Origin of the sequence: Evtepia gabavorous, assembly GCF_003425665.1 — a bacterium.
GTDB classification, from domain to species: domain Bacteria; phylum Bacillota; class Clostridia; order Oscillospirales; family Oscillospiraceae; genus Evtepia; species Evtepia gabavorous.
In genome coordinates this window covers 60,532-83,306 of record NZ_QQRQ01000001.1, presented here as the reverse complement: position 1 = coordinate 83,306, position 22,775 = coordinate 60,532, and the positions used below count along the sequence as shown (strand labels likewise).

22 protein-coding genes are annotated in these 22,775 nt (G+C 59.4%); 11 read left to right on the top strand and 11 right to left on the bottom strand.

Annotation, left to right across the window (positions count from 1 at the left end; genetic code table 11):
* Positions 1–64: 64 nt before the first annotated feature.
* Positions 65–991 (bottom strand): LysR family transcriptional regulator, encoded by a 927-nt coding sequence (locus DV520_RS00405; RefSeq protein WP_117141422.1) that lies wholly within the window; start codon positions 989–991, stop codon positions 65–67.
* A gap of 126 nt (positions 992–1,117) precedes the next feature.
* On the opposite strand from DV520_RS00405, the gene DV520_RS00400 reads away from it, so the two are divergent.
* From DV520_RS00400 to DV520_RS00375, 6 genes are read left to right on the top strand one after another with little or no spacing between them, the layout of a single operon-like run.
* Positions 1,118–1,630, top strand: coding sequence for a flavodoxin (locus DV520_RS00400; RefSeq protein ID WP_117141421.1), 513 nt, complete (start codon positions 1,118–1,120; stop codon positions 1,628–1,630).
* Position 1,631: 1 nt separating this feature from the next.
* Positions 1,632–2,051: a cupin domain-containing protein gene (locus tag DV520_RS00395; RefSeq protein ID WP_117141420.1), complete on the top strand. Its 420-nt coding sequence runs from the start codon at positions 1,632–1,634 to the stop codon at positions 2,049–2,051.
* Between the two features lie 9 nt (positions 2,052–2,060).
* Entirely contained in the window at positions 2,061–2,786 is a 726-nt protein-coding gene (locus DV520_RS00390) for a RibD family protein (RefSeq protein WP_021920033.1), read from the top strand.
* Between the two features lie 35 nt (positions 2,787–2,821).
* Complete coding sequence (locus tag DV520_RS00385; RefSeq protein ID WP_117141558.1) at positions 2,822–3,664, top strand: aldo/keto reductase; 843 nt, start codon at positions 2,822–2,824, stop codon at positions 3,662–3,664.
* Positions 3,665–3,700: 36 nt separating this feature from the next.
* Positions 3,701–4,045 carry a carboxymuconolactone decarboxylase family protein gene (locus DV520_RS00380; RefSeq protein ID WP_187422444.1) on the top strand — a complete coding sequence of 115 codons (345 nt, stop codon included), beginning with the start codon at positions 3,701–3,703 and terminating at the stop codon, positions 4,043–4,045.
* Complete coding sequence (locus tag DV520_RS00375; RefSeq protein ID WP_021920036.1) at positions 4,035–5,201, top strand: iron-containing alcohol dehydrogenase; 1,167 nt, start codon at positions 4,035–4,037, stop codon at positions 5,199–5,201. Before DV520_RS00380 ends, DV520_RS00375 begins: the two co-directional genes overlap by 11 nt.
* 64 nt (positions 5,202–5,265) lie before the next feature.
* Here DV520_RS00375 and DV520_RS00370 read toward each other — a convergent pair whose 3' ends face one another.
* Positions 5,266–5,604 (bottom strand): hypothetical protein, encoded by a 339-nt coding sequence (locus DV520_RS00370; RefSeq protein WP_021920037.1) that lies wholly within the window; start codon positions 5,602–5,604, stop codon positions 5,266–5,268.
* Between the two features lie 132 nt (positions 5,605–5,736).
* Here DV520_RS00370 and DV520_RS00365 point away from each other — a divergent pair, with 132 nt between their 5' ends.
* Positions 5,737–6,066 carry a helix-turn-helix domain-containing protein gene (locus tag DV520_RS00365; RefSeq protein WP_021920038.1) on the top strand — a complete coding sequence of 110 codons (330 nt, stop codon included), beginning with the start codon at positions 5,737–5,739 and terminating at the stop codon, positions 6,064–6,066.
* A 65-nt stretch (positions 6,067–6,131) separates the two neighbouring features.
* Here DV520_RS00365 and DV520_RS00360 read toward each other — a convergent pair whose 3' ends face one another.
* The 7 genes from DV520_RS00360 to DV520_RS00330 all read right to left on the bottom strand — a co-directional run bounded on the left by DV520_RS00360 (position 6,132) and on the right by DV520_RS00330 (position 16,118).
* The gene (locus DV520_RS00360) at positions 6,132–6,950 is read right to left on the bottom strand and encodes a MerR family transcriptional regulator (protein WP_117141419.1); all 819 of its coding nucleotides are present in this window, start codon (positions 6,948–6,950) and stop codon (positions 6,132–6,134) included.
* Positions 6,951–7,123: 173 nt separating this feature from the next.
* Entirely contained in the window at positions 7,124–8,122 is a 999-nt protein-coding gene (locus DV520_RS00355; RefSeq protein WP_117141418.1) for a DUF4003 family protein, read from the bottom strand.
* Positions 8,123–8,149: 27 nt separating this feature from the next.
* Positions 8,150–9,001, bottom strand: a complete 852-nt coding sequence (locus DV520_RS00350; protein WP_117141417.1) for a penicillin-binding transpeptidase domain-containing protein — start codon at positions 8,999–9,001, stop codon at positions 8,150–8,152.
* Between the two features lie 107 nt (positions 9,002–9,108).
* On the bottom strand, positions 9,109–9,876 hold the full coding sequence (locus DV520_RS00345) for a GNAT family N-acetyltransferase (RefSeq protein ID WP_117141416.1): 768 nt from the start codon (positions 9,874–9,876) through the stop codon (positions 9,109–9,111).
* A 76-nt stretch (positions 9,877–9,952) separates the two neighbouring features.
* Complete coding sequence (locus DV520_RS00340) at positions 9,953–11,320, bottom strand: FAD-dependent oxidoreductase (protein WP_021920043.1); 1,368 nt, start codon at positions 11,318–11,320, stop codon at positions 9,953–9,955.
* Positions 11,317–14,847 (bottom strand): pyruvate:ferredoxin (flavodoxin) oxidoreductase, encoded by a 3,531-nt coding sequence (nifJ, locus tag DV520_RS00335; protein WP_021920044.1) that lies wholly within the window; start codon positions 14,845–14,847, stop codon positions 11,317–11,319. Before nifJ ends, DV520_RS00340 begins: the two co-directional genes overlap by 4 nt.
* Positions 14,844–16,118 (bottom strand): 4Fe-4S binding protein, encoded by a 1,275-nt coding sequence (locus tag DV520_RS00330; RefSeq protein WP_117141415.1) that lies wholly within the window; start codon positions 16,116–16,118, stop codon positions 14,844–14,846. The genes nifJ and DV520_RS00330 overlap by 4 nt, the downstream gene beginning before the upstream one ends.
* Positions 16,119–16,384: 266 nt before the next feature.
* Between DV520_RS00330 and DV520_RS00325 the strand changes: the two genes are divergently transcribed.
* Entirely contained in the window at positions 16,385–16,717 is a 333-nt protein-coding gene (locus DV520_RS00325; RefSeq protein ID WP_117141414.1) for a DUF3870 domain-containing protein, read from the top strand.
* A 63-nt stretch (positions 16,718–16,780) separates the two neighbouring features.
* On the top strand, positions 16,781–17,320 hold the full coding sequence (gene dcd / locus DV520_RS00320; RefSeq protein ID WP_117141413.1) for a dCTP deaminase: 540 nt from the start codon (positions 16,781–16,783) through the stop codon (positions 17,318–17,320).
* Positions 17,321–17,517: 197 nt separating this feature from the next.
* Here dcd and DV520_RS00315 read toward each other — a convergent pair whose 3' ends face one another.
* Positions 17,518–19,011: a hypothetical protein gene (locus tag DV520_RS00315; RefSeq protein ID WP_021920049.1), complete on the bottom strand. Its 1,494-nt coding sequence runs from the start codon at positions 19,009–19,011 to the stop codon at positions 17,518–17,520.
* Between the two features lie 468 nt (positions 19,012–19,479).
* Positions 19,480–20,595 carry an LCP family protein gene (locus DV520_RS00310; protein ID WP_021920050.1) on the bottom strand — a complete coding sequence of 372 codons (1,116 nt, stop codon included), beginning with the start codon at positions 20,593–20,595 and terminating at the stop codon, positions 19,480–19,482.
* A gap of 426 nt (positions 20,596–21,021) precedes the next feature.
* Here DV520_RS00310 and DV520_RS00305 point away from each other — a divergent pair, with 426 nt between their 5' ends.
* Together DV520_RS00305 and nusA are read left to right on the top strand one after the other, a co-directional pair.
* Complete coding sequence (locus DV520_RS00305) at positions 21,022–21,477, top strand: ribosome maturation factor RimP (protein ID WP_021920051.1); 456 nt, start codon at positions 21,022–21,024, stop codon at positions 21,475–21,477.
* A gap of 25 nt (positions 21,478–21,502) precedes the next feature.
* A complete protein-coding gene (gene nusA / locus DV520_RS00300) occupies positions 21,503–22,759 on the top strand; it encodes a transcription termination factor NusA (RefSeq protein WP_117141411.1) in 1,257 nt (418 codons plus the stop codon).
* The last annotated feature ends 16 nt before the right edge of the window (positions 22,760–22,775 follow it).

The following is a 22,775-nucleotide window of genomic DNA, read 5'->3' as shown; positions in this document are numbered from 1 at the left end:
CTCCTCTTTGGCAGCAAAAATTAGGACTATCGTACAAACAAAATAGCACGATAGTCCTAATTTGTCAAGGCGACGGAGTTTCTCCCTGGGGGAGGTCCGGCGCTCCCGCCATCTCCTGCCGGACCAGGGAGAGGAACCGCAGGGTATCCGGGTCCGGGTGAAGGGGATAGAGAATCCCATAGGGGATAGTGAACGGCCAGTCCACAGGGAGGGTCACCAAAGCGGGATGCACCTCCCCCCAGCACTCCAGGGACATGAGGGGATTTCGCGTCTGCACGCAGCGGTTGAACACCTCCATGTCGTAGAACTGAGGGGTGTCCTCAATGGCAATGGCAGGGTGTTTCTCCACATAGTCCCGGACCCGGTCCACTGTGGGGGAGTCCCCCCGCTTGACCATCATCAGCGTCTGTCCATACAGGTCCTGGATGGTCAGCTTGGTTTTCCGGGCTAAAGGATGTTCCCGGGGAACGGCCACGCAGTGACGATACACTCCAAGGGGAAGAAAATTGCACCGGTCCAGCCACTGTCGGGAGTCGCAGGCACCGATGAGAAAGTCAAACTTCTCCCCCAGGGCCGCGATCTCCCGGAGAATTCCCTCGTGGTCGTCCTCAAAGGGGACAATGTGGAGCTTGAAGCCAGGCAGCTGCTCACTGACCCGGTACCAAAGGTCCATAAATGGTTTGCAGGGGTTGAGGATGGACGTCCCCACGCAGAAGGTTGTGGCCGCCTCTGCCGCGGCCAGACGGGCCTCCGCAATCGCTTTTTCCGAATAGGCAAACAGCTTTCTCGCGTGCTTGTAAATGATCCGCCCGGACTCTGTCAGGGCAATGCCGTGGTTGGTCCGAGAGAACAAGGTAAGGTCCAGATGCTTTTCCAGGGCGTTGATCTGCTTGATCACCGCCGTGGATGAGATATACAGGGCTTCCGCAGCCTTATTGAAACTGCCGCTGTCCGCCACCTGGACAAAGGTGGTCAGCTGGCTGTTGTACACAGGGGGTCCCTCCTTTTGTTCTAACTTTTTGTTATTGCCATGGTACAAGATTGATTCTTCCCTGTCAAGAGAAGGCGCGTTAAAATAAGGGCATCAAAAGGGATCCCGTCAATGAAGGAGGTCATCATGGCACAACTGATCGTCTATTTCTCCCGCCGGGGAGAAAACTATGTCAGCGGCCGCATTCAGCCGCTGTCCGTGGGAAACACAGAGGTGGTCGCCCGCCGTCTGCAAGTGCTCACAGGTGCGGACCTGTTCCAACTGGAGCCTGTCCATCCCTACTCCGACAACTATAACCAGTGCATTGAGCAGGCCCAGGCCGACCAGCGGCAGGATGCCCGGCCCGCCCTGCGGGCCCTGCCGGATCATCTGGAGGACTATGACACCATCTACCTGGGCTATCCCAACTACTGGGGAACCATGCCCATGTGCGTCTTCACCTTTTTAGCATCCTTTGATTTCACCGGCAAGACCATCCTTCCCTTCTGCACCCATGAGGGCAGCGGCCTGGGCCGCAGCGAGGCCGACATCCGCCGGCTATGCCCCGGGGCCCGGGTGGGCAGGGGGCTGGCCATTCTGGGCACCGCCGTCTGCCGGGAGGAGGCGGCGCTGGCCGCCTGGGTAAAAAGGGGAAAGTAATATGACTTTACAGCACTTGATACAAAACAGTCTCTTTCCCGTGGGGGAGGAGAATACCGCCTACGCCCCTTACTTTGACGGCACCAGCTACCTGCATATGTTGAGCCTGGATCAGGTGGCCGTGGGCAACGTAACCTTCGCCCCAGGCTGCCGGAACCACTGGCACATCCACAAGGCCAGCCAGGGGGGCGGACAGATCCTGCTGGTCACCGCTGGCCGGGGCTACTACCAGGCATGGGGACAGCCGCCCCAAGAGCTTCACCCCGGGGACGTGGTGCACATTCCCCCCAACGTCAAGCACTGGCACGGGGCCGCACCGGACAGCCCCTTCCAGCACCTGGCCATTGAGGTCCCCGGCCAGGACACCGGCAGCCAATGGCTGGAACCGGTGGACCCGGACGAATACAATCGACTAAAGTGAGGTGTCCCTGTGGATCGACCCTATATTTTCTGCCACATGTTTGTCTCCCTGGATGGGAAAATCATGGGAAACTATATGGACCTGCCCGCCTGTGAGGCGGCCAGTGATCTGTTCTATGACATCGCCTTTGGGCCCGAGCCTGTTTACCGCCACCAGGGATGGCTGTCTGGACGGGTAACCACCGACGACAATTTTACCCACTACCGAACGCCTGACCTGATTCCCCACGCCCCCACCGTCCCCGCCGGGGATTTTGTCGCCCGGCAGGCGCCCATGTACTACGTCTCCGTGGACCCCAAGGGGAAACTGGGGTGGCAGTCTGACACGCTGACCTACGAGACCACCACCGCCCATGTGGTGGAAGTGCTCACAGAGCAGGCCAGCAATGACTACAAAGCCTTCCTGCGGCGGCTGGGGATCTCCTACCTCCTGGCGGGAAAAGACACCCTGGACTACGCCCTGGCCCTGGAAAAGCTGAAAAGGCTGTTTGGCATCCAGGTGCTGATGCTGGGGGGCGGCGGCGTGCTCAACTGGTCTTTCCTCCAGGCGGGGATGTGCGATGAGCTCAGCCTTGTGGTGGCCCCCGCCGCCGATGGCAACCCCCGCACCCAATCCCTCTTCCGGGCCCAGGAGGGGCTGAGCACCGACAAGCCCATCTCCTTTACCCTGCTTGGCGCGGAAGCCAGAGCGGGCAGCGCACTCTGGCTGCGCTATCAGGTCAACGCTAAGAAATAAACCATGTCACTATATCAGGAGGAATTCGTATGAATCTGGAATCCATTCCCCTCTCCAACGGCGTCAAAATGCCCCGCCTGGGCTATGGCGTATACCAAGTGGACCCCACCACCTGCGAGGCCTCCGTGCGGGAGGCCCTTGAGGTGGGCTATCGGGCCATCGACACCGCCCAGGCCTACCACAACGAGGAGGGCGTGGGCAGGGCCATCAAAGGCTCCGGCCTGCCCCGGGAAGACATCTTCCTTACCACCAAGGTCTGGGTCTCCAACGCCGGGCAGGAAAAGGCCCGGGCCTCCATTGAGGAATCCCTGCGGAAACTCCAGACCGACTACATTGACCTGCTGCTCATCCACCAGCCCTTCAACGACTACTATGGCACCTGGCGGGCCATGGAAGAGGCCTACAAGGCTGGGAAGGTCCGGGCCATTGGGGTCTCCAACTTCTTCCCCGACCGTCTGGTGGACCTGTGCCAGTTCGTGGAGATTCGCCCCATGGTAAACCAGGTGGAAACCCACGCCCTGTACCAGCAAAAGGCGGCCCATGCCATCATGGAGAAGTATGGCGTCGTCCATGAGTCCTGGGGCCCCTTTGCCGAGGGGCGGAAGGATTTCTTCACCAACCCGGTTCTGGCGGCGGTGGGGGCCAAGCACGGCAAATCCGTGGCCCAGGTCGCCCTGCGGTTTTTGCTGCAGAGCGATGTGGTGGTCATCCCCAAATCCGTGCACAAAGCGCGGATGGCGGAAAATCTCCAGGTCTTTGATTTCAGTTTGGATGCGGAGGATATGGCGGCCATCCAGGCCCTGGACCAGGAGGAGAGCGCCTTTTTCTCCCACTACGACCCCGCTACGGTGGAATTCATCACCGGGTTGGAGCTCTAACCATAGTTTGATTTGACAGTGGAAAGGAGATCATTTATGATGGAAAAGGTAACAGCTGGCCGGGACGAGTTGGGGGAATTCGCCCCCAAGTTTGCCCAGCTCAACGACGATGTTTTATTCGGAGAGGTGTGGTCCCGGCAGGCTGAACTCTCTCCCCGGGACCGGTCCATGGTCACGGTAACCGCCCTGATGGCCAGCGGGATTTTGGACAGTTCCCTTTCCTTTCATATACAAAACGCCAAAAACCATGGCGTCACCGCCCAGGAGATGGCGGAAATTCTCACCCACGCCGCCTTCTATGCCGGCTGGCCCAAGGCCTGGGCCGCCCTGCGGATGGCGAAAGAAGTTTATAGCGAAGGAGATTCTCACAATGCTCGGTAATTTCAGCTACTGCAACCCCACGAAACTCCATTTCGGCCCGGAGGCTTTGGATGCCCTGGCCGGTGAGCTGGCCCACTACGGCAAGCGGGTCCAACTGATCTACGGGGGCGGCTCCATCAAGAAAAACGGGATTTACGACCAGGTGGTATCCATCCTGAAGGCCGCAGGCAAAGAAATCTTTGAGGACCCCGGGGTCATGCCCAATCCCACAACGGAAAAACTCTATGAAGGGTGCAAAATCGCCCGGGAGAACAACGTGGACCTTCTCCTGGCGGTGGGGGGCGGCTCCTGCTGCGACTATGCCAAGGGCGTGTCCGTCTCCGCCTGGTGCGACGAGGACCCCTGGGAGAAATACTATGTCCGCATGGAGGAGCCTGCCAACCGCCTCATTCCCGTGGGCTGTGTGCTGACCATGGTGGGCACCGGTTCCGAGATGAACGGGGGCTCGGTAATCACCAATCACGCCACCAAGCAGAAGATCGGCCACGTCTTCGGGGAGGAGGTCTTTCCCAAGTTCTCCATCCTCAACCCCAAGTATACCTATACCCTGCCCAAGTACCAGATGGTGGCCGGCATTTACGACATTATGAACCACATCACCGAGCAGTATTTCTCCGGGGAGGATGACTGCACCTCGGACTACCTCATGGAGGGCCTGATGCGCTCGTTGCTCCACAGCAGCCGGATCGCAGTGAAGGACCCGGAGAACTATGAGGCCCGGAGCAACCTGATGTGGATCGCCACTTGGGCCCTGAACACTTTGGTAGCCCAAGGAAAGGACACGGACTGGATGGTTCACATGATCGGCCAGTCGGTGGGCGCCTACACCGACGCCACCCACGGCATGACCCTGTCGGCGGTCTCCCTGCCCTACTACCGGTATGTGATGCCCTACGGCCTGCATCAGTTCAAGAAGTTCGCAGTGAACGTCTGGGGGGTGCGCCCAGAGGGAAAAACCGATGAGGCCATCGCCCAGGAAGGTCTGGCCGCCATGGAGGACTGGATGAAGGAGATGGGCCTGGTGCTCCACCTGGCGGAGCTGGGCGTCACCGAGGATATGCTGGACGGCATTGCCAAGGGGTCCTTTATCATGGAGGGGGGCTATAAAGTCCTCACCCACCAGGAGATTGTGGATATTTTGCGGCAGAGCCTATAACGAAAGAGAACAGCCCGGGGGAAAGCGACGCTTCCCCCGGGCTGTTCTTTTCCCTCCCATGGGGCTACCCCTCCTCGTTGGCCGGCCTTTCCCCCAGCGGGTCTCCCTGCCCCTCCGGCTCCAACAGGTAAAACAGAAGTTCCCCCACCTGAAGGGGGTGACCCTTGGCCGCCTGCCAGGCCAGCCCAAACGGCGTGGCGCGCACATACTTAACCACCGTATACAGCCCTTTGCGTACCCGGAACATCGCCCGGCCGCGCTTTTCTCCAATCTGGAACAGCATTGGCCACCCCACCGGCACACCCTGGGCATAGAGGTCGGCGGCATCCAGCAGGTATTGGTACCCCACATAGTGTCGGGGAACCTTCCACTCCTGCAAGCATTCTTTTACACTCTTTTTCACGTCTCTTCACCTACTTTCCAGTTTATAATTCGACTATATTATCTATTTTTTCTTCTGTCAAGCCGTATTCCAGTTATTAGACCGTTTTATTATCAGGCATTTCTCATATCCTATCAGTAGGAGAGGTGCCGTATGAAACTTGACTATAAAGAAATCGGAAGGCGCATTGCCCACCGCCGAAAACAACTGGGATTAAAGCAGGCCACAGTGGAGGAAATGGCAGATATTGGGGAGAAATATCTCTCCTGTATCGAACGGGCTACCTCCACTCCCTCCACAGAGGTCCTCATGCGTCTGGCCATCGCGCTGGACACCACACCAGATGAATTTCTGGTGGGCACGGTCCGCCAGCAGGATGAGGCCTGGCGGGATGTGGCGGAACTTCTGCGTCCCCTCTCCCCGGACCAGCTGTCCCTGGCCCAGAGCTTCCTGACCTGGCTCAACGAACAGCCGCCAAAATAACGACGCCAACGACCGGCGCCCCCTGGAGCATTCCAGGGGGCGCCGTTTTTTCTCCAGGGGTTGGGTCAGGCCTGCCGCACAGGATAGCAGACCTCGGTGATAAATTCCTCGGGGTTGTCGGTTTCGTGGGGGCTGACATGGTAAATGTTGAAAGCGGGGCCGTCGAAAACATAGCCGTTGTCCCGAACCCAGGCGGCCACCGCGGCGTTGGCCGCTTGGATCTTGTCATAGGGTCCCTGGAAGGTCACCGAAGCAAAGGTCACCGGGGGAACCGTCTTAAAGACCACGTGCTCCGTGTCGGGATAGGTTCCCCGGACGGTTTTCTGGGCCTCCACATCCACATCGGTCTCCTTGTACTCCCCGTCGTGGAAGGTCACCGTGCAGTAGCAGGGGTCGTCCGGCTGGAGCTGGAGGTGCTCCGTCTCCCGGACCAGGGTGTGCCAGAGGATGCCCTCCTGGTCATAGGCCGGAATGGTCATGCGGACACTGGCCACCTGCCGCTGGGGCAGGGTTTTCAAATTCACAGGGTATTCCATGTTGCTGTCTTCCTTTCTCAGTCGCTGTTCCAAGGTGTCCAACAGGCGCAGCTGCCGCCGCAGCGCCGCCAGTTCCCCCCGCAGCGCCTCGCGCCGGGCAGAGAAGAGCGCCGCCAGCACCTGGGGATTCTCCCGTCCCTGCTGGCAGGCCTGAATCTCCCCCAGGCCAAACCCTATATCCCGCAGCGCCGTGATCCGCCCAGCCACAGGCAGCTGGTCCTCGCTGTAATAACGATAGCCGGTGGCGGAATCAATGGATGCCGGGGGCAGCAGGCCAATCTCGTCATAGTGGCGCAGCATGCGGACGCTGACCCGGGACAGCTTGGAAAATTCTCCGATTTTCAGCATTGTTTCGTCCTCACAGATCTGTTTTGGTTGTGCACAAACACAGAATAGCCCCTCACACCGTGTCAGAGTCAAGGGGAAACAGCAAAAATTTTCTGCACTTCCCATCAAAAAGCGCGGCGCTGCCAGGTAGCGCCGCGCCGGTCACCTCTGGGCAGCGGAAGCCTCTTCCCCGCTCAACCGTCGTTATTTGCAGCAGCAGAGGCACCAATGCCCCCAACCATCACCGCACAGAGGGCCATCTCCTGCGCCGCAATCATCGCCACGGTCCCGCTGACCGCAGCGGCTCCCATGACAGAAGTTTTTCTCTGGTCAACATAATCCCCGGAAACCAGCATGGCGCTGTGCATCAGCCGCTGGTTCTTCGGCAGGCCCAGTATCCCCCGATACCCCTTCTGATGGGACAGAAACTCGTCTACCTCCAGCACATCCGCTGTCAGTTCTTCCACCGGAGCGGGCAGCAGCGCCAAGCTCCCCAGTGTCCCCAGTTCATAGCCGGCGCCGTACTTCCGGCCCGCTGCTTTGAGACCTTGGTACACCCCCAGGACCTTGTCACGTTTCTCCTGGGCACTCCCCTCCCCCAGCGCCAGCACATGGCTGAGCGCCTGGGTATACTGCCCCGTGCCAAACGGGTGTTTCAGCGCGTCGTAGCAGGCCTCCACCTGATCCACCACCGCCTGCTCTGTATCGGGGGACAGGGCCAGCAGAACCGCAAACACACTGTCCTCCGCACCGGTGAGAAAGGGGTGCTCCCGCTTCATCCGCCGGTAAATCTCCTCCGCCCGGGCGGCCACCCCATCCAGGTCCCTTCCCCGCGCCCAATCTGCCAGCAGCAGGGCGGCCAGAGGGAGGTACTGGGAGGCGTAAAACCGCGTCCGCAGAACCTTGTAGCCCTGAAGTGCAAACGCCATCCGCTCCTCCGGCGCGGGGCTCAGGGCCAGCAGCGTAATCACGGCCAAATGGCCGGCGCCCCGGAAGTTCGAGAACAGCCCGGTTTCTTCCTGGATCAAATCCCGGCAGGCATACAGACGCCCCGCGTCCCAGGGGCGGTCCTGGCCGGCAGCCATCCCGGCACAGATCGGGATCATTTGGGCATGCGCAAATGGGAACGCCCGCCGGAGCATATCGCGGGCATCCAAAAATCGTGCACACCGGTGGGACAAGCTTGTACGCATCAGCCTCTTCCTTTCTCCCTTTTCAGGTTACTCCAGCAGGGCCAGAGCAACCGCTTGCGCATCACTGCCGGAAATCTCCCGGCTCTCATCGCTCAAATATACCGCAAAATAGGTCTTCTGTCCATTCTCCTGGGTGAAACCCACAAACCAGCCAGTCTCGCCAAAGCCGGTGCCCGTCTTCCCATAGACCTGCTGCTCCCCCTGGTCCTGGACCAGCATGATCTTCTGGAGGGTGGCCACCTCCTCCGGGGTGTATGGGCTCTCCCCCTGAAAAATTTCGGCCAGCACCTGGACCTGTTCCACGGGAGAGATTTTCAGGGAGGAGTCAATCCAAAAACCATTGAGCTCCTGGCTCTGATTCTGGCCGCTGCCCGCCCATTGGGAGATGTCCTGGTTGCCGTAGGAAAGTGCCGCCAGCTGCTCCGCCACCGCCTGTCGGCCCACCTGGTCGATCACCTGGCGGAAATACCAGACGCAAGAGGACTGAAACGCCTGCTCCAGGGTCAGGTTTTGGTTCCACGCGGCCACCGGGTAGGTCAGGCCGGAGTAGGTCATGGTGCTCTCCGGTCCGGACAAAACCCCTGTGTGAAGGCCCATGAGGGTGGAGACAATCTTGAAGGTAGAGCAGGGGGACACCCGCTGCCGGCACATCTCCTCCTGGTAAAAGGTCCATTGATCAGTCCCCGGGTCATAGAGAACCGCACAGCCCTGAATCCCTCCAAACGCCGCTGAAAAATCCGCCTCCCGCTTCTGCGGGGCCGCTTCCACGGGGCTCTCACTGGCCGGGGGGACGTCATTGGCAGCGGGCTTCTCCTGCCCGCAGGCCGGGAGAAGGCACAAAAGCAGACAGATCAGCCCCCAAACCCATCGTTTTCTCATGGAATACCTCCTTTTTCTTGTCTATCCGAGAGAACCTTATCATAAAACAGTCCAAGAAACAACCCCCGTCCGGGCGCTTTCTCTGCCCGGACGGGGGTCCGTGGGGTTCATGGGGTCCAGGCCACCTCATAGGCCGGATAGGCATGGCTGTATCGGTAGCCTAATTTTTCCGCCAGGGCCAGGGACTGCCTGGTGTGGGCATCCCAACTGGGGTAGAGCCCCCGGTCCAGGCAGGCCAGGAGGAGCGCCGCTGAGGCAGCCGTGGCCAATCCCTGGCCCCGGCAGGCAGGGTGGGTGTCCACCTCCACCTCGATGCCCCCCCGATACCGGGAATAGGAGGCAGCCCCGGCCACCAGTCTCCCCCGGCGGAGGACCGCCATCCCCAGACCGCGGCGGGCAAAGACCGCAGGGGTGGGAAACTGGGCCACCAGATCCCGGCTCCAGGGACTGGCCAAACACCGTTGATAAAGGGTTGTATTCACGGGACAGAGCTGGTCCGACGGGGACAAGCGGGCGGCCAGACGGGCCAGACGGGTCCGGTCAAATAGCATCCCTGTCTTTTCCGTGGCATAGCGGGTCACCCGGCGGGCCTGGGGGTACACCCCGGCAATGCACCGGGCCCATCCCTCGTTCTGGGGAACCAGAATGTGATAGTCTGGCCGGCGGCTTGGGGGAAGGAACCGGACCAACTCCTCCCGGGGCTCCCCCGCCAGAAAGGTAAAATCCCCCAACGTGGCCAGGGCCGAGACGGGGGCCTCCCCCACCGGGGCATAAACTTCCCCCATCTCCCCCTGCAGGCAGGACCAGATGATGGTCTCCTGCCAGCCAGCAAAGAGAGGGGCCACAGAGGCCATGGACCGCACAATTTGAATCATAGACGCCTCCAAAAACAACGCGGGACCGGGGCGGCTGCCCCGGTCCCGTGAACAAAAAACCGTAAAATATCTTTGCTTATCGGCCGGACAGGTACGCGTCAATGCTGACCGCAGCCTGCTTGCCGGCACCCATGGCCTTGACCACCGTCTGGGGGCCTGTGACCGCGTCGCCACCGGCGAAGACGCCGGGCCGGCTGGTCTTGCCGGATGCGTCGGTGGCAATGCCCCCCCACTTGTCCTTGTCAATGCCGGTGGTGGTATCCACCACGGCGTCACTGTACGAGGTACCGGTGGCGATGACCAGGTTGTCACAGTCCACGTCGAAGAACTCGCCTGTCCCCACGGGGCGGCGGCGGCCGGACTCGTCGGGTTCGCCCAGCACCATCTTCTCACACTTGACCCCGGTGAGAACCCCATCCTTGCTGTAACAAGACACCGGGTTGGTTAGTTCCCTGATCTCAATGTCCTCCTCGTAGGTGTGGGCAATCTCATCCCGGCGGGCAGGGGCCTCGGCGATGGTGCGGCGGTAAACCATAATGGTCTCCGCCCCCAGGCGCCGGGCGCAGCGGACCGCGTCCACCGCCACGTTGCCGCCGCCCACCACCAGAACGCGCTTGGCGTCCTTGATGTTGGCGGGGAGGGTGTCGTTGTGCAGGTTCACCTGGGTGAGGTAATCGTTGGCAGACCACACCCCGGTGAGGCTGGTGTCCAGCCCTCTGGGCGGCTGGGGCACATCGGCGCCATTGCCCACAAAGATGGCCTCATAGCCCGCGGCAAAAAGGTCGTCCACGCTCTTGTCCTTGTCGATGGGCGTCCCGGTGACGATCTCCACACCCCGGGCCTTCAGGGTTTCGATCTCCCGGTCCACCACCGAGTTGGGCAGGACGAACTGGGGAATGCCGTAGGTCAGAATGCCGCCGGCATAGGTCAGTTTCTCAAAAATGGTCACGTCATAACCCATGGCGGCCAGGTCACCGGCACAGGCGATGCCGGCGGGGCCGGACCCGATCACCGCCACCTTTTTGCCCTTCTTCTCCACCTGCGGGGCGGAGACGGGATGGCGGGCGGCGTACCAGTCGGCCACAAACCGCTCCAGACGGCCGATGCCCACGGCCTCACCCTTAACCGCGTGGGCGCAGTTCTTTTCACACTGCTGCTCCTGGGGGCAGACCCGCCCGCAGATGGAGGGCATGGTGCTTCGCACGGTGATAATGTCATAGGCCCCTTCAAAGTCCCCCTCTGCCACGCGGGCAATGAACTCGGGGATCTGCTGGTGAATGGGGCAGCCGGCCACGCAGGGCTTTTTGCGGCAGTTCAGGCAGCGCATGGCCTCCCGAATGGCGTCGGCCTCGGTATAGCCCAGAGCCACCTCGTTGAAGTTGGTGCAGCGAACTTCCCGCGCCTGCTCCGGCATGGGATTTCTTTCTCTTACGTTGTTAATCATCTCGCCAGTCCCTCCTTCGGCTCCAGACTGTTGTGTCTTTGAATCAGACTCTCATAACGGCCCAGTGCATTCTTCTCGGACTCTGCGAAGAGGGCATCCGCGTGCTCGGGGTTCTTCATGCGCAGGGAGGCATAGCGGACCTCGCCCCGCAGGAAGCTCTGGTAATCCTCATTGGGTTTCGCGCTGTCGATCTGCAGGGGGTTCTTGCCCTCTTCCGCCAGACGGGGGTCGAAGCGCAGCAGATTCCAATACCCAGCCCGGACGGCTTTCTTCATCTCCACCATGGAGCGGTTCATGCCAGCCTTCAGGCCGTGGTTGATACAGGGGGCGTATGCGATGATCAGGGAGGGGCCGTCATAACTCTCGGCTTCCTTCAGGGCCCGCAGGGTCTGGGCGGGGTTGGCGCCCATGGCCACCTGAGCCACGTAGACATGGCCGTTGGTCATGGCGATCTGTGCCAGGTCCTTCTTGCCGGTGGGCTTGCCGCCGGCGGCAAACTGAGCCACCGCGCCGGTGGGGGTTGCCTTGGAGGACTGCCCGCCGGTGTTGGAGTAGACCTCGGTGTCAAAGACCAGCACGTTAAAGTTCTCCCGGGAGGCCAGGATGTGGTCCAGGCCGCCGTAGCCAATGTCGTAGGCCCAACCGTCGCCGCCGAAAATCCACATAGAGGGACGGGGCAGCAGGTCGGCGTTCTTGACAACGAACTGCGCGTCCTCATTCTCCGGATAGACCTTGCACAGCTCCACCAGGGACTCGCCCAGATGGTTGGCCTCGGCGGTGTTTCGATTCTTCAGCCAGGCGTTGGCAATGCCGCCGAAGGCGGGATTCTTTGCCAGACGCTCCACCACGGTCTTGATGCCCTCCCGGCGGGTCCGCATGCTCACGGACATGCCGTAGCCGAACTCTGCGTTGTCCTCAAACAGGGAGTTGGCCCAGGCGGGGCCACGGCCCTTCTCATCCACTACATAAGGCATGCTGGGCACGGAGGCGCCCCAGATGGAGGAGCAGCCGGTGGCGTTGGCGATGATGGCGTGGTCCCCGAAGAGCTGGGTGACCATCTTGGCATAGGGGGTCTCGCCGCAGCCGGGGCAGGCGCCGGAATACTCCAGATAGGGACGCAGGAACTGGGCCTCCTTCACATTCTTGCCCGAGCCCTGCTGGACGCCCACCTTCTTGGCGTACTCAAAGGTCTCCTGATCGTCGTGCATCCGGCCGGCAGCGCGCTCCATAAACAGCGCCTTGCCGTGGGCGGGGCACATCTCCGCGCAGGAGCCGCAGCCCGTGCAGTCCTCAGCGGACACGGCAATCAGGAAGCGCTTGCCGGGGGCACTCTTGCAATCCACCGTGGTCAGGCCCTGGGCATCCTCCGGCTTGAGGATAAAGGGACGAATGACCGCATGGGGGCAGACGGTGGAGCACCAGTTGCACTGGGTGCAGTTCTCCGCATGCCACACGGGGATATCCACCGCGATGCCGCGCTTTTCAAAGGCGGCCGTGCCGGAGGGCACTTTGCCAGTGACATAGGGCAGGAAAGCGGAGACAGGCAGCGCGTCGCCCTCCAGGTTGTTGGTGGGAATCAGGATATTGCGGACATAGGCGTCCTGCTCGGCGTTGACGGTGTTGAGCTGCAGCACCGGCTTCTCGCCGTCCTGGGCGTTGGCCCAGCTGGCGGGGACGGAAACCTCCTTGGCAGCGGTCTGTCCAGCCAGAACCGCGGCCACGTTCATGTCCACGATGTTCTGTCCCTTGGCGCCGTAGTCATTGATGATGCCCTGCTTCATATACTCGATGGCATCCTCTGCGGGAATGAGGTCGGCCAGTTTGAAGTAAGCGGACTGGATGATGGTGTTGATCCGCCCCTTCAGACCGATCTTCCGGGCGATATTCACCGCGTCACAGGTATAGAACTTGATCTGCTTCTGGGCAATGGCCCGCTTGATCTCCGCAGGCAGACGGGCCTCCAGCTCCTCCCCTTCCCAGTCGCAGTTGAGCAGGAAGATGCCGCCGGGCTTCACATCCCGGACCATGTCATACTTGCCAATGTAGGCGGGGTTGCCGCAGACCACGCAGTCGGCAGCGCCCACATAGTAAGAGGAGCGGATGGGCTTGTCACCAAACCGCAGATGGCTGATGGTCAGGCCGCCGGACTTTTTGGAGTCGTACTGGAAATAGGCCTGCACATACTTGTCCGTGTGGTCGCCGATGATCTTGGAGGTGTTCTTGGAGGCGCCCACCAGACCGTCCGAGCCGATGCCCCAGAACTTGACGGAAGCCTGGGTGGGATCGTCCGGCAGGGCAAACTCGCACCGGTCAATGGACAGGTTGGTCACGTCGTCCAGGATGCTGACGGTAAAGTGGTTGTGGCCGCCCTTGGCCAGATGCTGGAAGACAGAATACATGTCGGCGGGGGTGGTGTCCTTGGAGGACAGGCCATAGCGGCCGCCGATCACCCGGATGTCCGTGCGGCCGGCGTCGCTGAGCACCGCCGCCACATCCAGGTACAGGGGCTCGCCAAAGGCACCGGGTTCCTTGGTGCGGTCCAGAACCGCCAGACGCTGAACGGTCTCCGGCAGTTCAGAGAGCATGTGCTTGGCGGAGAAGGGGCGGAAGAGGTGGACCTCCAGCACGCCTACCTTCTTGCCCTGGGCGGTCATGACATCCACAACCTCCTCCAGGGTACCGCAGACAGAGCCCATGGCTACAATCACATCGGTGGCGTCCGGGGCGCCGTAATAGTTGAAGGGCTTATAATTGGTGCCGATGGCGGCATTGACTTTGTTCATGTTCTCCACCACCACGTCCACCAGGTGGTTGTAGGCGGTGTTGGAGGCCTCTCTGTGCTGGAAGAAGGTCTCCGGGGGCTCATTGGAGCCGCGGTGGTAGGGATGATGGGGCAGGTTCGCCTGGGCATGGAAGCGGTCAATGGCATCCCAGTCCACCATCCCCTTCAGGGTCTCATAGTCCCAGGTCCGCAGCTTCTGAATCTCGTGGGAAGTGCGGAAGCCGTCGAAGAAGTTGATAAAGCCCATGCTGGCCTGGATGGCGGACAGGTGCGCCACCGGCGCCAGGTCCATCACCTCCTGGGGGGTGCCGGAGGCCAGCATCGCCATGCCGGTGCCCCGGCAGGCCATGACATCCTGGTGATCCCCGAAGATGGACAGGGCGTGGGTGGTCAGGGTCCGCGCCGCCACATGGAAGACTCCGGGCAGCCCCTCGCCTGCAATCTTATACAGATTGGGGATCATGAGCAGCAGGCCCTGGGAGGCGGTAAAGGTGGTGGTCAGCGCGCCGGTGGACAGGGAACCATGGACCGCGCCTGCGGCGCCGGCCTCGGACTCCATTTCCACGATATTGACGCGGTGTCCAAAAATATTTCTACGGTCTTGGTTGGCCCATTCGTCCACATGCTCCGCCATGGGAGAGGAGGGCGTGATGGGGTAAATGGCAGCGACTTCTGTAAACGCATACGCCACGTGGCCGGCGGCCGCGTTGGCGTCCATACTCTTAAAGGGTCTGGTATCTCTCATTTCGCTGCGCCTCCTTTCTGTGCTGCCATGGCACGAACCTGAACATAGGTAAACTCCGGCATCTCCCGGGCGGTGATGACACCGTTGGGGCAGACATAGGAGCAGATGTTGCAGTCTTCACACCGGTCGGGTTCAATAACAGCACGGCCGTCCTCCAAGTGGATCAGCCCATCCGGGCAGTTGTCCACGCAGTCGCCGCAACCGATACAGCCCACCCAGCACAGCTGTTTGCGGACCTCGGGGTCGTCTTTGGAGGCGCAGGGCACCATCTTGGCGCCCTTGTAGGGCACGATGACGGGCAGTTCCTGGGGGCAGACATGGACGCAGGCAGTACAGCCCACGCATTTGTCGGGGTTGACCTTGGCCGTACCCTGGACAATCTCCAGTGCGTCAAAGCGGCAGGCCTTCACGCAGTCGCCAAAGCCGGCGCAGCCATAGTTGCAGTGGCCATCCAGGGCCATCTTCACCGCCTCACGGCAGGAGGTGGCCCCCGCCTTGGCATAGACCTCATGGTTATGCCAGCCGCCGCGGCAGCGGACAAAGGAGACCGTGGACTTCAGCTTGGTCAGGTCATGATAGGTGTCCACAATGATCTTCTTCCGGCAGGAGACGGTGCAGGCCGCGCAGCCTACACACTTGTCGTAGTCGATCTGGGCGCAGTTGTCCACCACGGAGATGGCGCCCTCGGGACAGGCCTCCACGCAGTCGCCACAGCCAATGCAGCTGTAACCGCACAGGCGGATGGCACGCGCCTCCTCGTCCTGATTGGAACAGGGGACGAAGTTGGAGGCATCGGACGGCACCATGTGGATCAGGTTCTGTACACAGGCGTTGGCGCAGGCGCCGCAGCCGTTGCACTTTTCCTTGTCCACCTGGACATTGCCATCCACAATAGACAGGGCCCCAAAGGTACAGGCGGCCACACAGGAACCGGCGCCTACGCATCCATAGACGCACTCATGCTCGGCAAAGCCGCTCTTCACCGCCTCCTCGCAGGAGCCGTATACCTTCAGTCTGGACTTCCCGGCCGCGCAACCGGAACATTTGATAAACGCGGTTTCCTGCCTGGCGGGGACGAGCTCGCCGCCTGTCAAAGCGACAATGGCAGCAATGTCCTCCTCTTTGCACGCAGGACATAGGTTTGCCGGACCACCTTCCGCGATGGCAGCGGCGCATTCGTCACAGGTGGCAAATCCGCATCCGCCTCGGCCAGTGCAGTCCGTGCCCGGAAGCAGCTTCCGGACTTCTTTTGCAAGATTGTTTGGCTGCATACATATTCACATCCTTCAATAATGCTTTGCAGGGGTCATAAAAATCCATGGACATTATGGCGCGATTGAAACAGAATGTCAACAGAAATCGAGAGATTTTTTCTGGTTTTTTTGGATTTTTCGTGATTTCTTCGACCGGGTGTTCACAACATTTTGTTATCTTTCGCTAACTCCACTTTTCTTGCCCCCTTTCAGCTGCTCCTACCCTTATATTGACATCCCAGACTGCCTGTGATAGAGTAAAGTCCATAAAAAAGGAAGGGGAAATGACCGTGCCCAAGGTTTTTCTCTCTGGTTATGCCAAGCTGCCGGACAACACCACGGCGCAAAAACTGTACAACCACTTGGTCCTGGTGGTCACCGCAGAGTCCTCCACGGGGACCATCCTGGATGCCGACTGCACTATGGCCACCGAGTTGGGGCGACGGTTCATCCGGGAGCTTCTGGTGGGCTACGCGCTGACCCGAGGGCCAGACCCTCTGGTGGAACGGCTGAATCAAAGCTACTACGGACATCTGCGTAAGGCACTGCAGACCTGTATCAAGGGGATCTGCCTTCAGTATGGGGAACTCTCCCGGAGCAGTACCGCCGCCCAATAGACCGCCTTTACGCTCTCGTTTCCCCATTGTCATTGCCCTATAATAAAATAAGGAGGGACCCACATGCTGCTGTCCGGTGAGGAAATCCAGAAGAATCTGGGTGGGAACATTATCATCGAACCCTATCACCCCTCTCAGCTCAACCCCAACAGCTACAATCTACGCCTGTCCAACGAGCTGCTGGTCTACGACACCGACACCCTGGACATGAAGGCCAACAATCCTGTCCGACACCTAACCATCCCGGACAGCGGCCTACTGCTGGAGACCAATAAGCTCTACCTGGGCCGCACCCTGGAGTACACCAAGACAGAGCAGTTTGTCCCCATGCTGGAGGGGCGCTCCTCTGTGGGGCGGCTGGGCCTATTTATCCATGTCACCGCTGGGTTTGGCGATGTGGGCTTTGCAGGGTACTGGACCCTGGAGATGTTCTGCATCCACCCCATTGTGATCTATCCCAATGTAGAGATCTGCCAGATTTATTACCACACCATACAGGGCGAGTATCAAAAGTACGACTCTGGGAAATACCAGAACAACACCGGCGTTCAGCCCAGCATGCTGTATAAAGATTTTCTGCGGGAGGACGGCAGCGGCAAGTGATCCTCCCCTGCCCTGCCCCCCTTTTCACCGTTCCCCTCTGCCCGTCGGCAGAGGGGATTTTTCATCCCTTTCCCCTGGAAACAAAGCCCGGCTCTTTGCCTTTGACAAAGAGCCGGGACGATGCCTAAAAAGAACGAGATCGATTGATTGGATTTTGGAAAACAATGATTTGACGCGATCGACCCGATGGACTCTGCTCAAGCCTTCTTGCTCAGCTTGGCAGCTGCCTTAGCATCCTGTTCATCCAGCTCAGCACGGGTGTTCTTCAGATAAATCTCAATGCCCTCTTCCACATTGGCACGGCGCTCCTTCTTGGACATCCCAATGATCTCCATGACGATACACAGCGCAATGCCCACAAAAAGGCCATAGGACGGGTTGGCACAGGTGGCGATGGCGCCGGCGGTGATGCCCGCCACGCCGCGCTCCACATTGGTGCGGCACATGTTGATGCCCACGTAGAAGGAACCGAAGGCCTGAATAATCAGGGTCTGCGCCATGGCCAGAGGCAGGATGGGCTGGATCAGCGCCATCAAGGGGACAATCAGCTGGCAGATCCATTTGGTGGTATTAAACGTACAGGCACCGCCGAAAATGGAGTACATGTTCTCTTTGCCTGTCTTATAACGCTCGGCCACGGACACCGTCATGGCGGACCACAGAGGACCCGACATGGTGCAGGTGGGGCTGAAGAAAGCCTCGATCAGGTTCCGGAATCCGCAGCACATATTGGTGCGGTCGGGGTTGACGTCGATGTACTCATCCTCCCGGTACCGTTTGGTATCCTCCAGGAAGGCCGTGCCGCCCACGATATCTCCGAATGCAATGACGTAGCACATAATCGCCATGGGCAGGTCCTGCAGCAAAATATGGGCGGGCGGAATCCCAATGCCCAGAATAGAGAAGTTGTTCCATACCCATTGCAGGCCCGGGAAGGGGTTAAACCAGAAACTGGTTACCGTAGAGAAGTCCGGCAGATCGCACTCCCCAATGATCATAGCGATCACACCCGCTACAATAATGGCAGGGACAAAGCCAGCCTTGGTAATGAGTTTAATGAGTTTGCTTTTACTGCCAAATTTCACCTTGCCAAACCCATTGGAAAACAGCAGGAACAGACCCAGCGCACAGCCAATGGACCAGGAAATGGGATATTTGAAGAAGCCGGCCCCGCCGTCTTCCAACGCCTTAAAGCCGTATTGGCCACAACAGGCGGCAAAGCCGGAGCCTATGAGAATCCCCGCTTTCAAACTCTGCGGACAAATGTCAATGATCTTTGTGGCAATGCCGGTGACGCCCAAGATAACATACATCAGGCCCAGGATCAGTTCCAGCCCCACCAGGGCGTACATCCGGTCCGGTCCCTCAAAATTCAATAGGAACGCGGTGATGAGCGGCACAGCCGGCGTAATCCACCCGCCGATCAGGGGGTCGCCCAAAGTGTTGTTGACCATGTACAGCAGCTCATGGACAAACACAATGGACAAAGCCATCTCAAAAGTAAAGCCAAACAGGTCCTGCAGATACGCAGTGGCCGCAGAGCCGGTCATAAAGACGACGCAGGCCTGAATCATCTCCGGAATTTCCCATTCGTAATGGACAAAGGGAATACGAAGGTCGAACTTCCAGATTTTGATGCAGGGCTGCTTCTCACCGTCTTTCCGCCGGGCGGTTGGAAGCATGAGATTCATTTACGGTCCCTCCTCATAAAAATACACATTGCTTTGACTTGCAATTTTTCTGTCGGAAAAACGCATGAGCGCATTTCCTTTTCTTCTTTTCCACATCTTTTCAATCGATACAACGTCATTATAGCACGTTTTCACCAAAACGCAACAGATATCCCTTCGTCATTTTCCACGAACGTGTACTATTTGCACAAGAAATCATTCCTTTTCAGGCGCTTCCTGATCGTTTTCTTTAATTTATTTGGCTGAAATCAGAATTTTTTGTGTACAATTTGTGAAGCAACTGAATAATAATTCAACATTTTCTCAATTTTTTTACGAAATACCCCCTGCGTTCCCTACAAAACACATCGTTTCGTAATCCTGTCCAATTTCATTTTGCAAGCCACTATTTTATATCCGTCAATTCTCTCCCTTGCCGCAAAAAAAGACGAGGCCGAAGCCTCGTCTGCTCTTCGCGTTTCCGCTGGATCAGTCATATTCCGGGTCCCGGACAGAGGTGTCCGCGCTGCCCGTGCCCGCCGATCCGTCTTCGGTCTCTGCGGTCTTAAACATACTGGCGTCTGCCCGCATACCCCTGCCGTTGGCGTCGTTGACCTGGAAGAAGTTGACATCCTCCGGGGTCAGGGAGGTGGTATAGGGGTTGACCAGCTGGTTGATCATAGTCAGGCTCTCCGCCGGCTCCAGCTCATAACAGTAGCTTGTCCCCCGATAGGTGGTATTGCCATCTCCCGGCAGCGCCCCACCGGTCACGCCGGTGCTCAAATTCACCCCAATGGCCTTGGTAACAAACCAGGTGATGTCCGTCCCAGAGAGATTGGTCTCAATGTTCCGCTGGAAAATATCCACGAACTGATCCAGCTTCCCGATGTTGGAGACCAGCTTCTTGGCCACAGTGACCATCAGGTTGCGCACTGTCTCGCTGCGCTGGATATCCCCCAAGGGATACCCTGTGCCATCCCCGTTCTTTCGGAACCGGCAGACCTCCATGGCCGCCTGGCCATCCAGGTGCTGCATGCCCGGCTGGAAGAAGATGTTCAGATCCTGGGTGGGATCACTGTAATACATCTCCACGGGAACATCAAATTCCACGCCGCCCACTGCGTCCACCAGTTCCACAAACCCATCCAGGTCGATGGTGATATAGAAGTCAATGGGATACCCCACCAGGTCGGACACCACATCCTGGAGGTTCTCTATCCCTCCATGGAGCGAGGAATTGATCTTCGGGCTGGACTCATCCACCAGCGTGTCTCTGGGCACCGAGAGCATTCCGATCTTCTGGTTGGGCACATCGTAGGTGACCAGCATGATGGCATCGGCATTGCCGCTGACCTGGTCCGGGCAGGCCAGCAAGAAGGTGTAGGTCTGCTCTCTCCTGGTGTGGCTGCCCTGTTCCATCCCCGGCGCCACTTCCTCCTCTTGGGTGGCATTCGCTGCGGCGGGCTTCATCTCAGGGGCTGGAACGGCTACTTTATAAACACCATATCCAATCACAATGACAGCTGCAACTGCCACCACAGCGGCATAAATGCCCCGCAGGACACGGTACTTTTTTTTCAATCGACGTTTCTTCTGTTTGGCCAAGGCTCTGGCCTCCTTTTGTTGTGTTTTCCAAGGGGTCAAAAAAGCATGTATAAATGTAGTGTACATAATTTGCCCATTTTCGGCAAGTCTTTGTCCTTAACTTTCGTATTATTCATAATTCCTACCCACTTTTGTATCTTTTTTTCGTTTGTACAAACAAATACACAGGCGCCCTTCCTGCTCTCCCCGGCGATGGGTCCGGCCGGGGTTTTTCCAAGGAATTGCCGGAAACCCCTTGCAACCCTTTCATTCATGTGTTATAATAAGCACGATTTTAAGATGTAAGTTAGGTAGAGTGGGGCTTGCCCCGCTCTTTCTTTTATGAACTGGACCGGGCCCGCTCCCTTTTCCGGCGGGGGGGACCGGTCCGGTGTCTGAACCACTTCGATTTGGATTGCAGCGCCCATGGGGCGCGGGGAGGTTATGATGTCCAAAATCACCGATTTAACGGCCCAGCTGGCCCGCCCTGTGGTGGAGGCCAACGGCTGTTCCCTCTGGGACGTGGAGTATGTCAAGGAGGCGGGCAGCTGGTATCTGCGGGTATACATTGACAAGGAGACCGGCGTCTCCATCGACGACTGCGAGGCGGTCAGCCGGGTCCTGTCCGACTTGCTGGACGAGGCCGACCCCATTCAGGACCCCTACACCTTTGAAGTCTCTTCCGCCGGCGCGGACCGGGCCCTGAAAAAGCCCGAGCATTTCCAGGCCTACCTGGGCGCCCAGGTAGACGTGAAGTTTTACCAGGCAAAAAACGGGCAGAAGACCTGCACAGGCATCCTGGCCGGCTATGAGGATGGCGCGGTCACCTTAACCATGGGGGAGGACACCGTCACTTTCCCCAAGCAGGAGATCGCTTTCGTCCGTTTGCACGTTGGCTTTTAACATTCTATTGAGGAGAATCTAAGTCATGGCTAAGAAAACATCGAAAACCGCAAAAAGCAACGAGCTGGACGGCAAGGAATTCTTTGCCGCCATCGCCCTGATTGAAAAGGAAAAGGGGATCCCCAAAAGCTATATGCTGGAAAAGATCACCCAGGCCCTGGTCTCCGCCTATAAACGGGACCACGAGGGCATCACCGACAACGTCTTTGTGGAGGCCAACGAGATCACCGAGACCGTCCGCATGTTTGTAAAAAAAGAGATCGTGGAGGAGGTCACCAACCCCTTCACCGAGATCGCCCTGGACGAGGCCCGCAAGAGCCTCCCCTCCGCCCAGACAGGGGATGTGGTCCGCATTGAGATCAAGCCCCGCAACTTCGGCCGCATCGCCGCCCAGACCGCCCGCCAGGTGATCATCCAGGGCATGCGGGAGGCGGAGCACAGCATGATCTATGACATGTTCAGCTCCAAAGAGCACGAGATGCTTCTGGGCACTGTTACCCGGGTAGACCCCCGCAACGGCGCGGTCTCCCTGCGCATCACCAGCAACGGGGAGTCCACCGACGCCTATCTCTCCCCCTCGGAGCAGGTCCGGGGCGAAGTGGTGCGGGAAGGCGACCGGCTGAAGGTCTATGTGGTGGAGGTCCGCCGCTCCAGCCGGGGGCCCCAGGTCCTCATCTCCCGGACCCATCCCGGCCTGGTCAAGCGTCTGTTTGAGCTGGAGGTCCCTGAAATCTACGACGGCACTGTGGAAATCCGCTCCATCGCCCGGGAGGCCGGCAGCCGCTCCAAGCTGGCTGTCTGGTCCGCCGACGAAAACGTGGACCCCATCGGCGCCTGCGTGGGCCCCAAGGGCGCCCGGGTGAACAACGTGGTGGCCGAGCTGGGCAGTGAGAAAATCGACATCATCAAGTACAGCGACGATCCCGCCGAGTATGTGGCCGCCTCCCTCTCCCCCGCCGACGTGGTCTCCGTCCTCCCTCTGGAGGGCACTAAGAGCTGCCGGGTGGTGGTGCCGGACGACCAGCTCTCCCTGGCCATCGGCAAGGAGGGGCAAAATGCCCGGCTGGCCGCCAAGCTCACCGGTTACAAGATTGACATCAAGGCCGCCTCCGCCGCCCACGAGTGGGAGGAGGAGGACGCGGAAGCCCAGCGGGCTGCCCAAGAAGCGGCGGAAGCAGCTGGCCTGGAGGAGGAATTCCAGTCCCCGGAGGAAACAGCCCCGGAGACTCCCTCCCCCGACCCCCAGCCCGATCCCATCCCAGAGACCGACAGCGAGAGCTGACCGTCCATACAACCTA

What these genes read in the sequence shown, in the direction of transcription:
- DV520_RS00375 (WP_021920036.1), top strand. Translation starts at nt 4,035, where the DNA reads ATGCTCGGTAATTTCAGCTACTGCAACCCCACGAAACTCCATTTCGGC.
- DV520_RS00395 (WP_117141420.1), top strand. Translation starts at nt 1,632, where the DNA reads ATGACTTTACAGCACTTGATACAAAACAGTCTCTTTCCCGTGGGGGAG.
- DV520_RS00365 (WP_021920038.1), top strand. Translation starts at nt 5,737, where the DNA reads ATGAAACTTGACTATAAAGAAATCGGAAGGCGCATTGCCCACCGCCGA.
- nusA (WP_117141411.1), top strand. Translation starts at nt 21,503, where the DNA reads ATGGCTAAGAAAACATCGAAAACCGCAAAAAGCAACGAGCTGGACGGC.
- DV520_RS00330 (WP_117141415.1), bottom strand. Translation starts at nt 16,118, where the DNA reads ATGCAGCCAAACAATCTTGCAAAAGAAGTCCGGAAGCTGCTTCCGGGC.
- DV520_RS00355 (WP_117141418.1), bottom strand. Translation starts at nt 8,122, where the DNA reads ATGCGTACAAGCTTGTCCCACCGGTGTGCACGATTTTTGGATGCCCGC.
- DV520_RS00305 (WP_021920051.1), top strand. Translation starts at nt 21,022, where the DNA reads ATGTCCAAAATCACCGATTTAACGGCCCAGCTGGCCCGCCCTGTGGTG.
- nifJ (WP_021920044.1), bottom strand. Translation starts at nt 14,847, where the DNA reads ATGAGAGATACCAGACCCTTTAAGAGTATGGACGCCAACGCGGCCGCC.
- DV520_RS00400 (WP_117141421.1), top strand. Translation starts at nt 1,118, where the DNA reads ATGGCACAACTGATCGTCTATTTCTCCCGCCGGGGAGAAAACTATGTC.
- DV520_RS00380 (WP_187422444.1), top strand. Translation starts at nt 3,701, where the DNA reads ATGATGGAAAAGGTAACAGCTGGCCGGGACGAGTTGGGGGAATTCGCC.
- dcd (WP_117141413.1), top strand. Translation starts at nt 16,781, where the DNA reads ATGCTGCTGTCCGGTGAGGAAATCCAGAAGAATCTGGGTGGGAACATT.
- DV520_RS00360 (WP_117141419.1), bottom strand. Translation starts at nt 6,950, where the DNA reads ATGCTGAAAATCGGAGAATTTTCCAAGCTGTCCCGGGTCAGCGTCCGC.
- DV520_RS00325 (WP_117141414.1), top strand. Translation starts at nt 16,385, where the DNA reads ATGACCGTGCCCAAGGTTTTTCTCTCTGGTTATGCCAAGCTGCCGGAC.
- DV520_RS00345 (WP_117141416.1), bottom strand. Translation starts at nt 9,876, where the DNA reads ATGATTCAAATTGTGCGGTCCATGGCCTCTGTGGCCCCTCTCTTTGCT.
- DV520_RS00315 (WP_021920049.1), bottom strand. Translation starts at nt 19,011, where the DNA reads ATGAATCTCATGCTTCCAACCGCCCGGCGGAAAGACGGTGAGAAGCAG.
- DV520_RS00350 (WP_117141417.1), bottom strand. Translation starts at nt 9,001, where the DNA reads ATGAGAAAACGATGGGTTTGGGGGCTGATCTGTCTGCTTTTGTGCCTT.
- DV520_RS00340 (WP_021920043.1), bottom strand. Translation starts at nt 11,320, where the DNA reads ATGATTAACAACGTAAGAGAAAGAAATCCCATGCCGGAGCAGGCGCGG.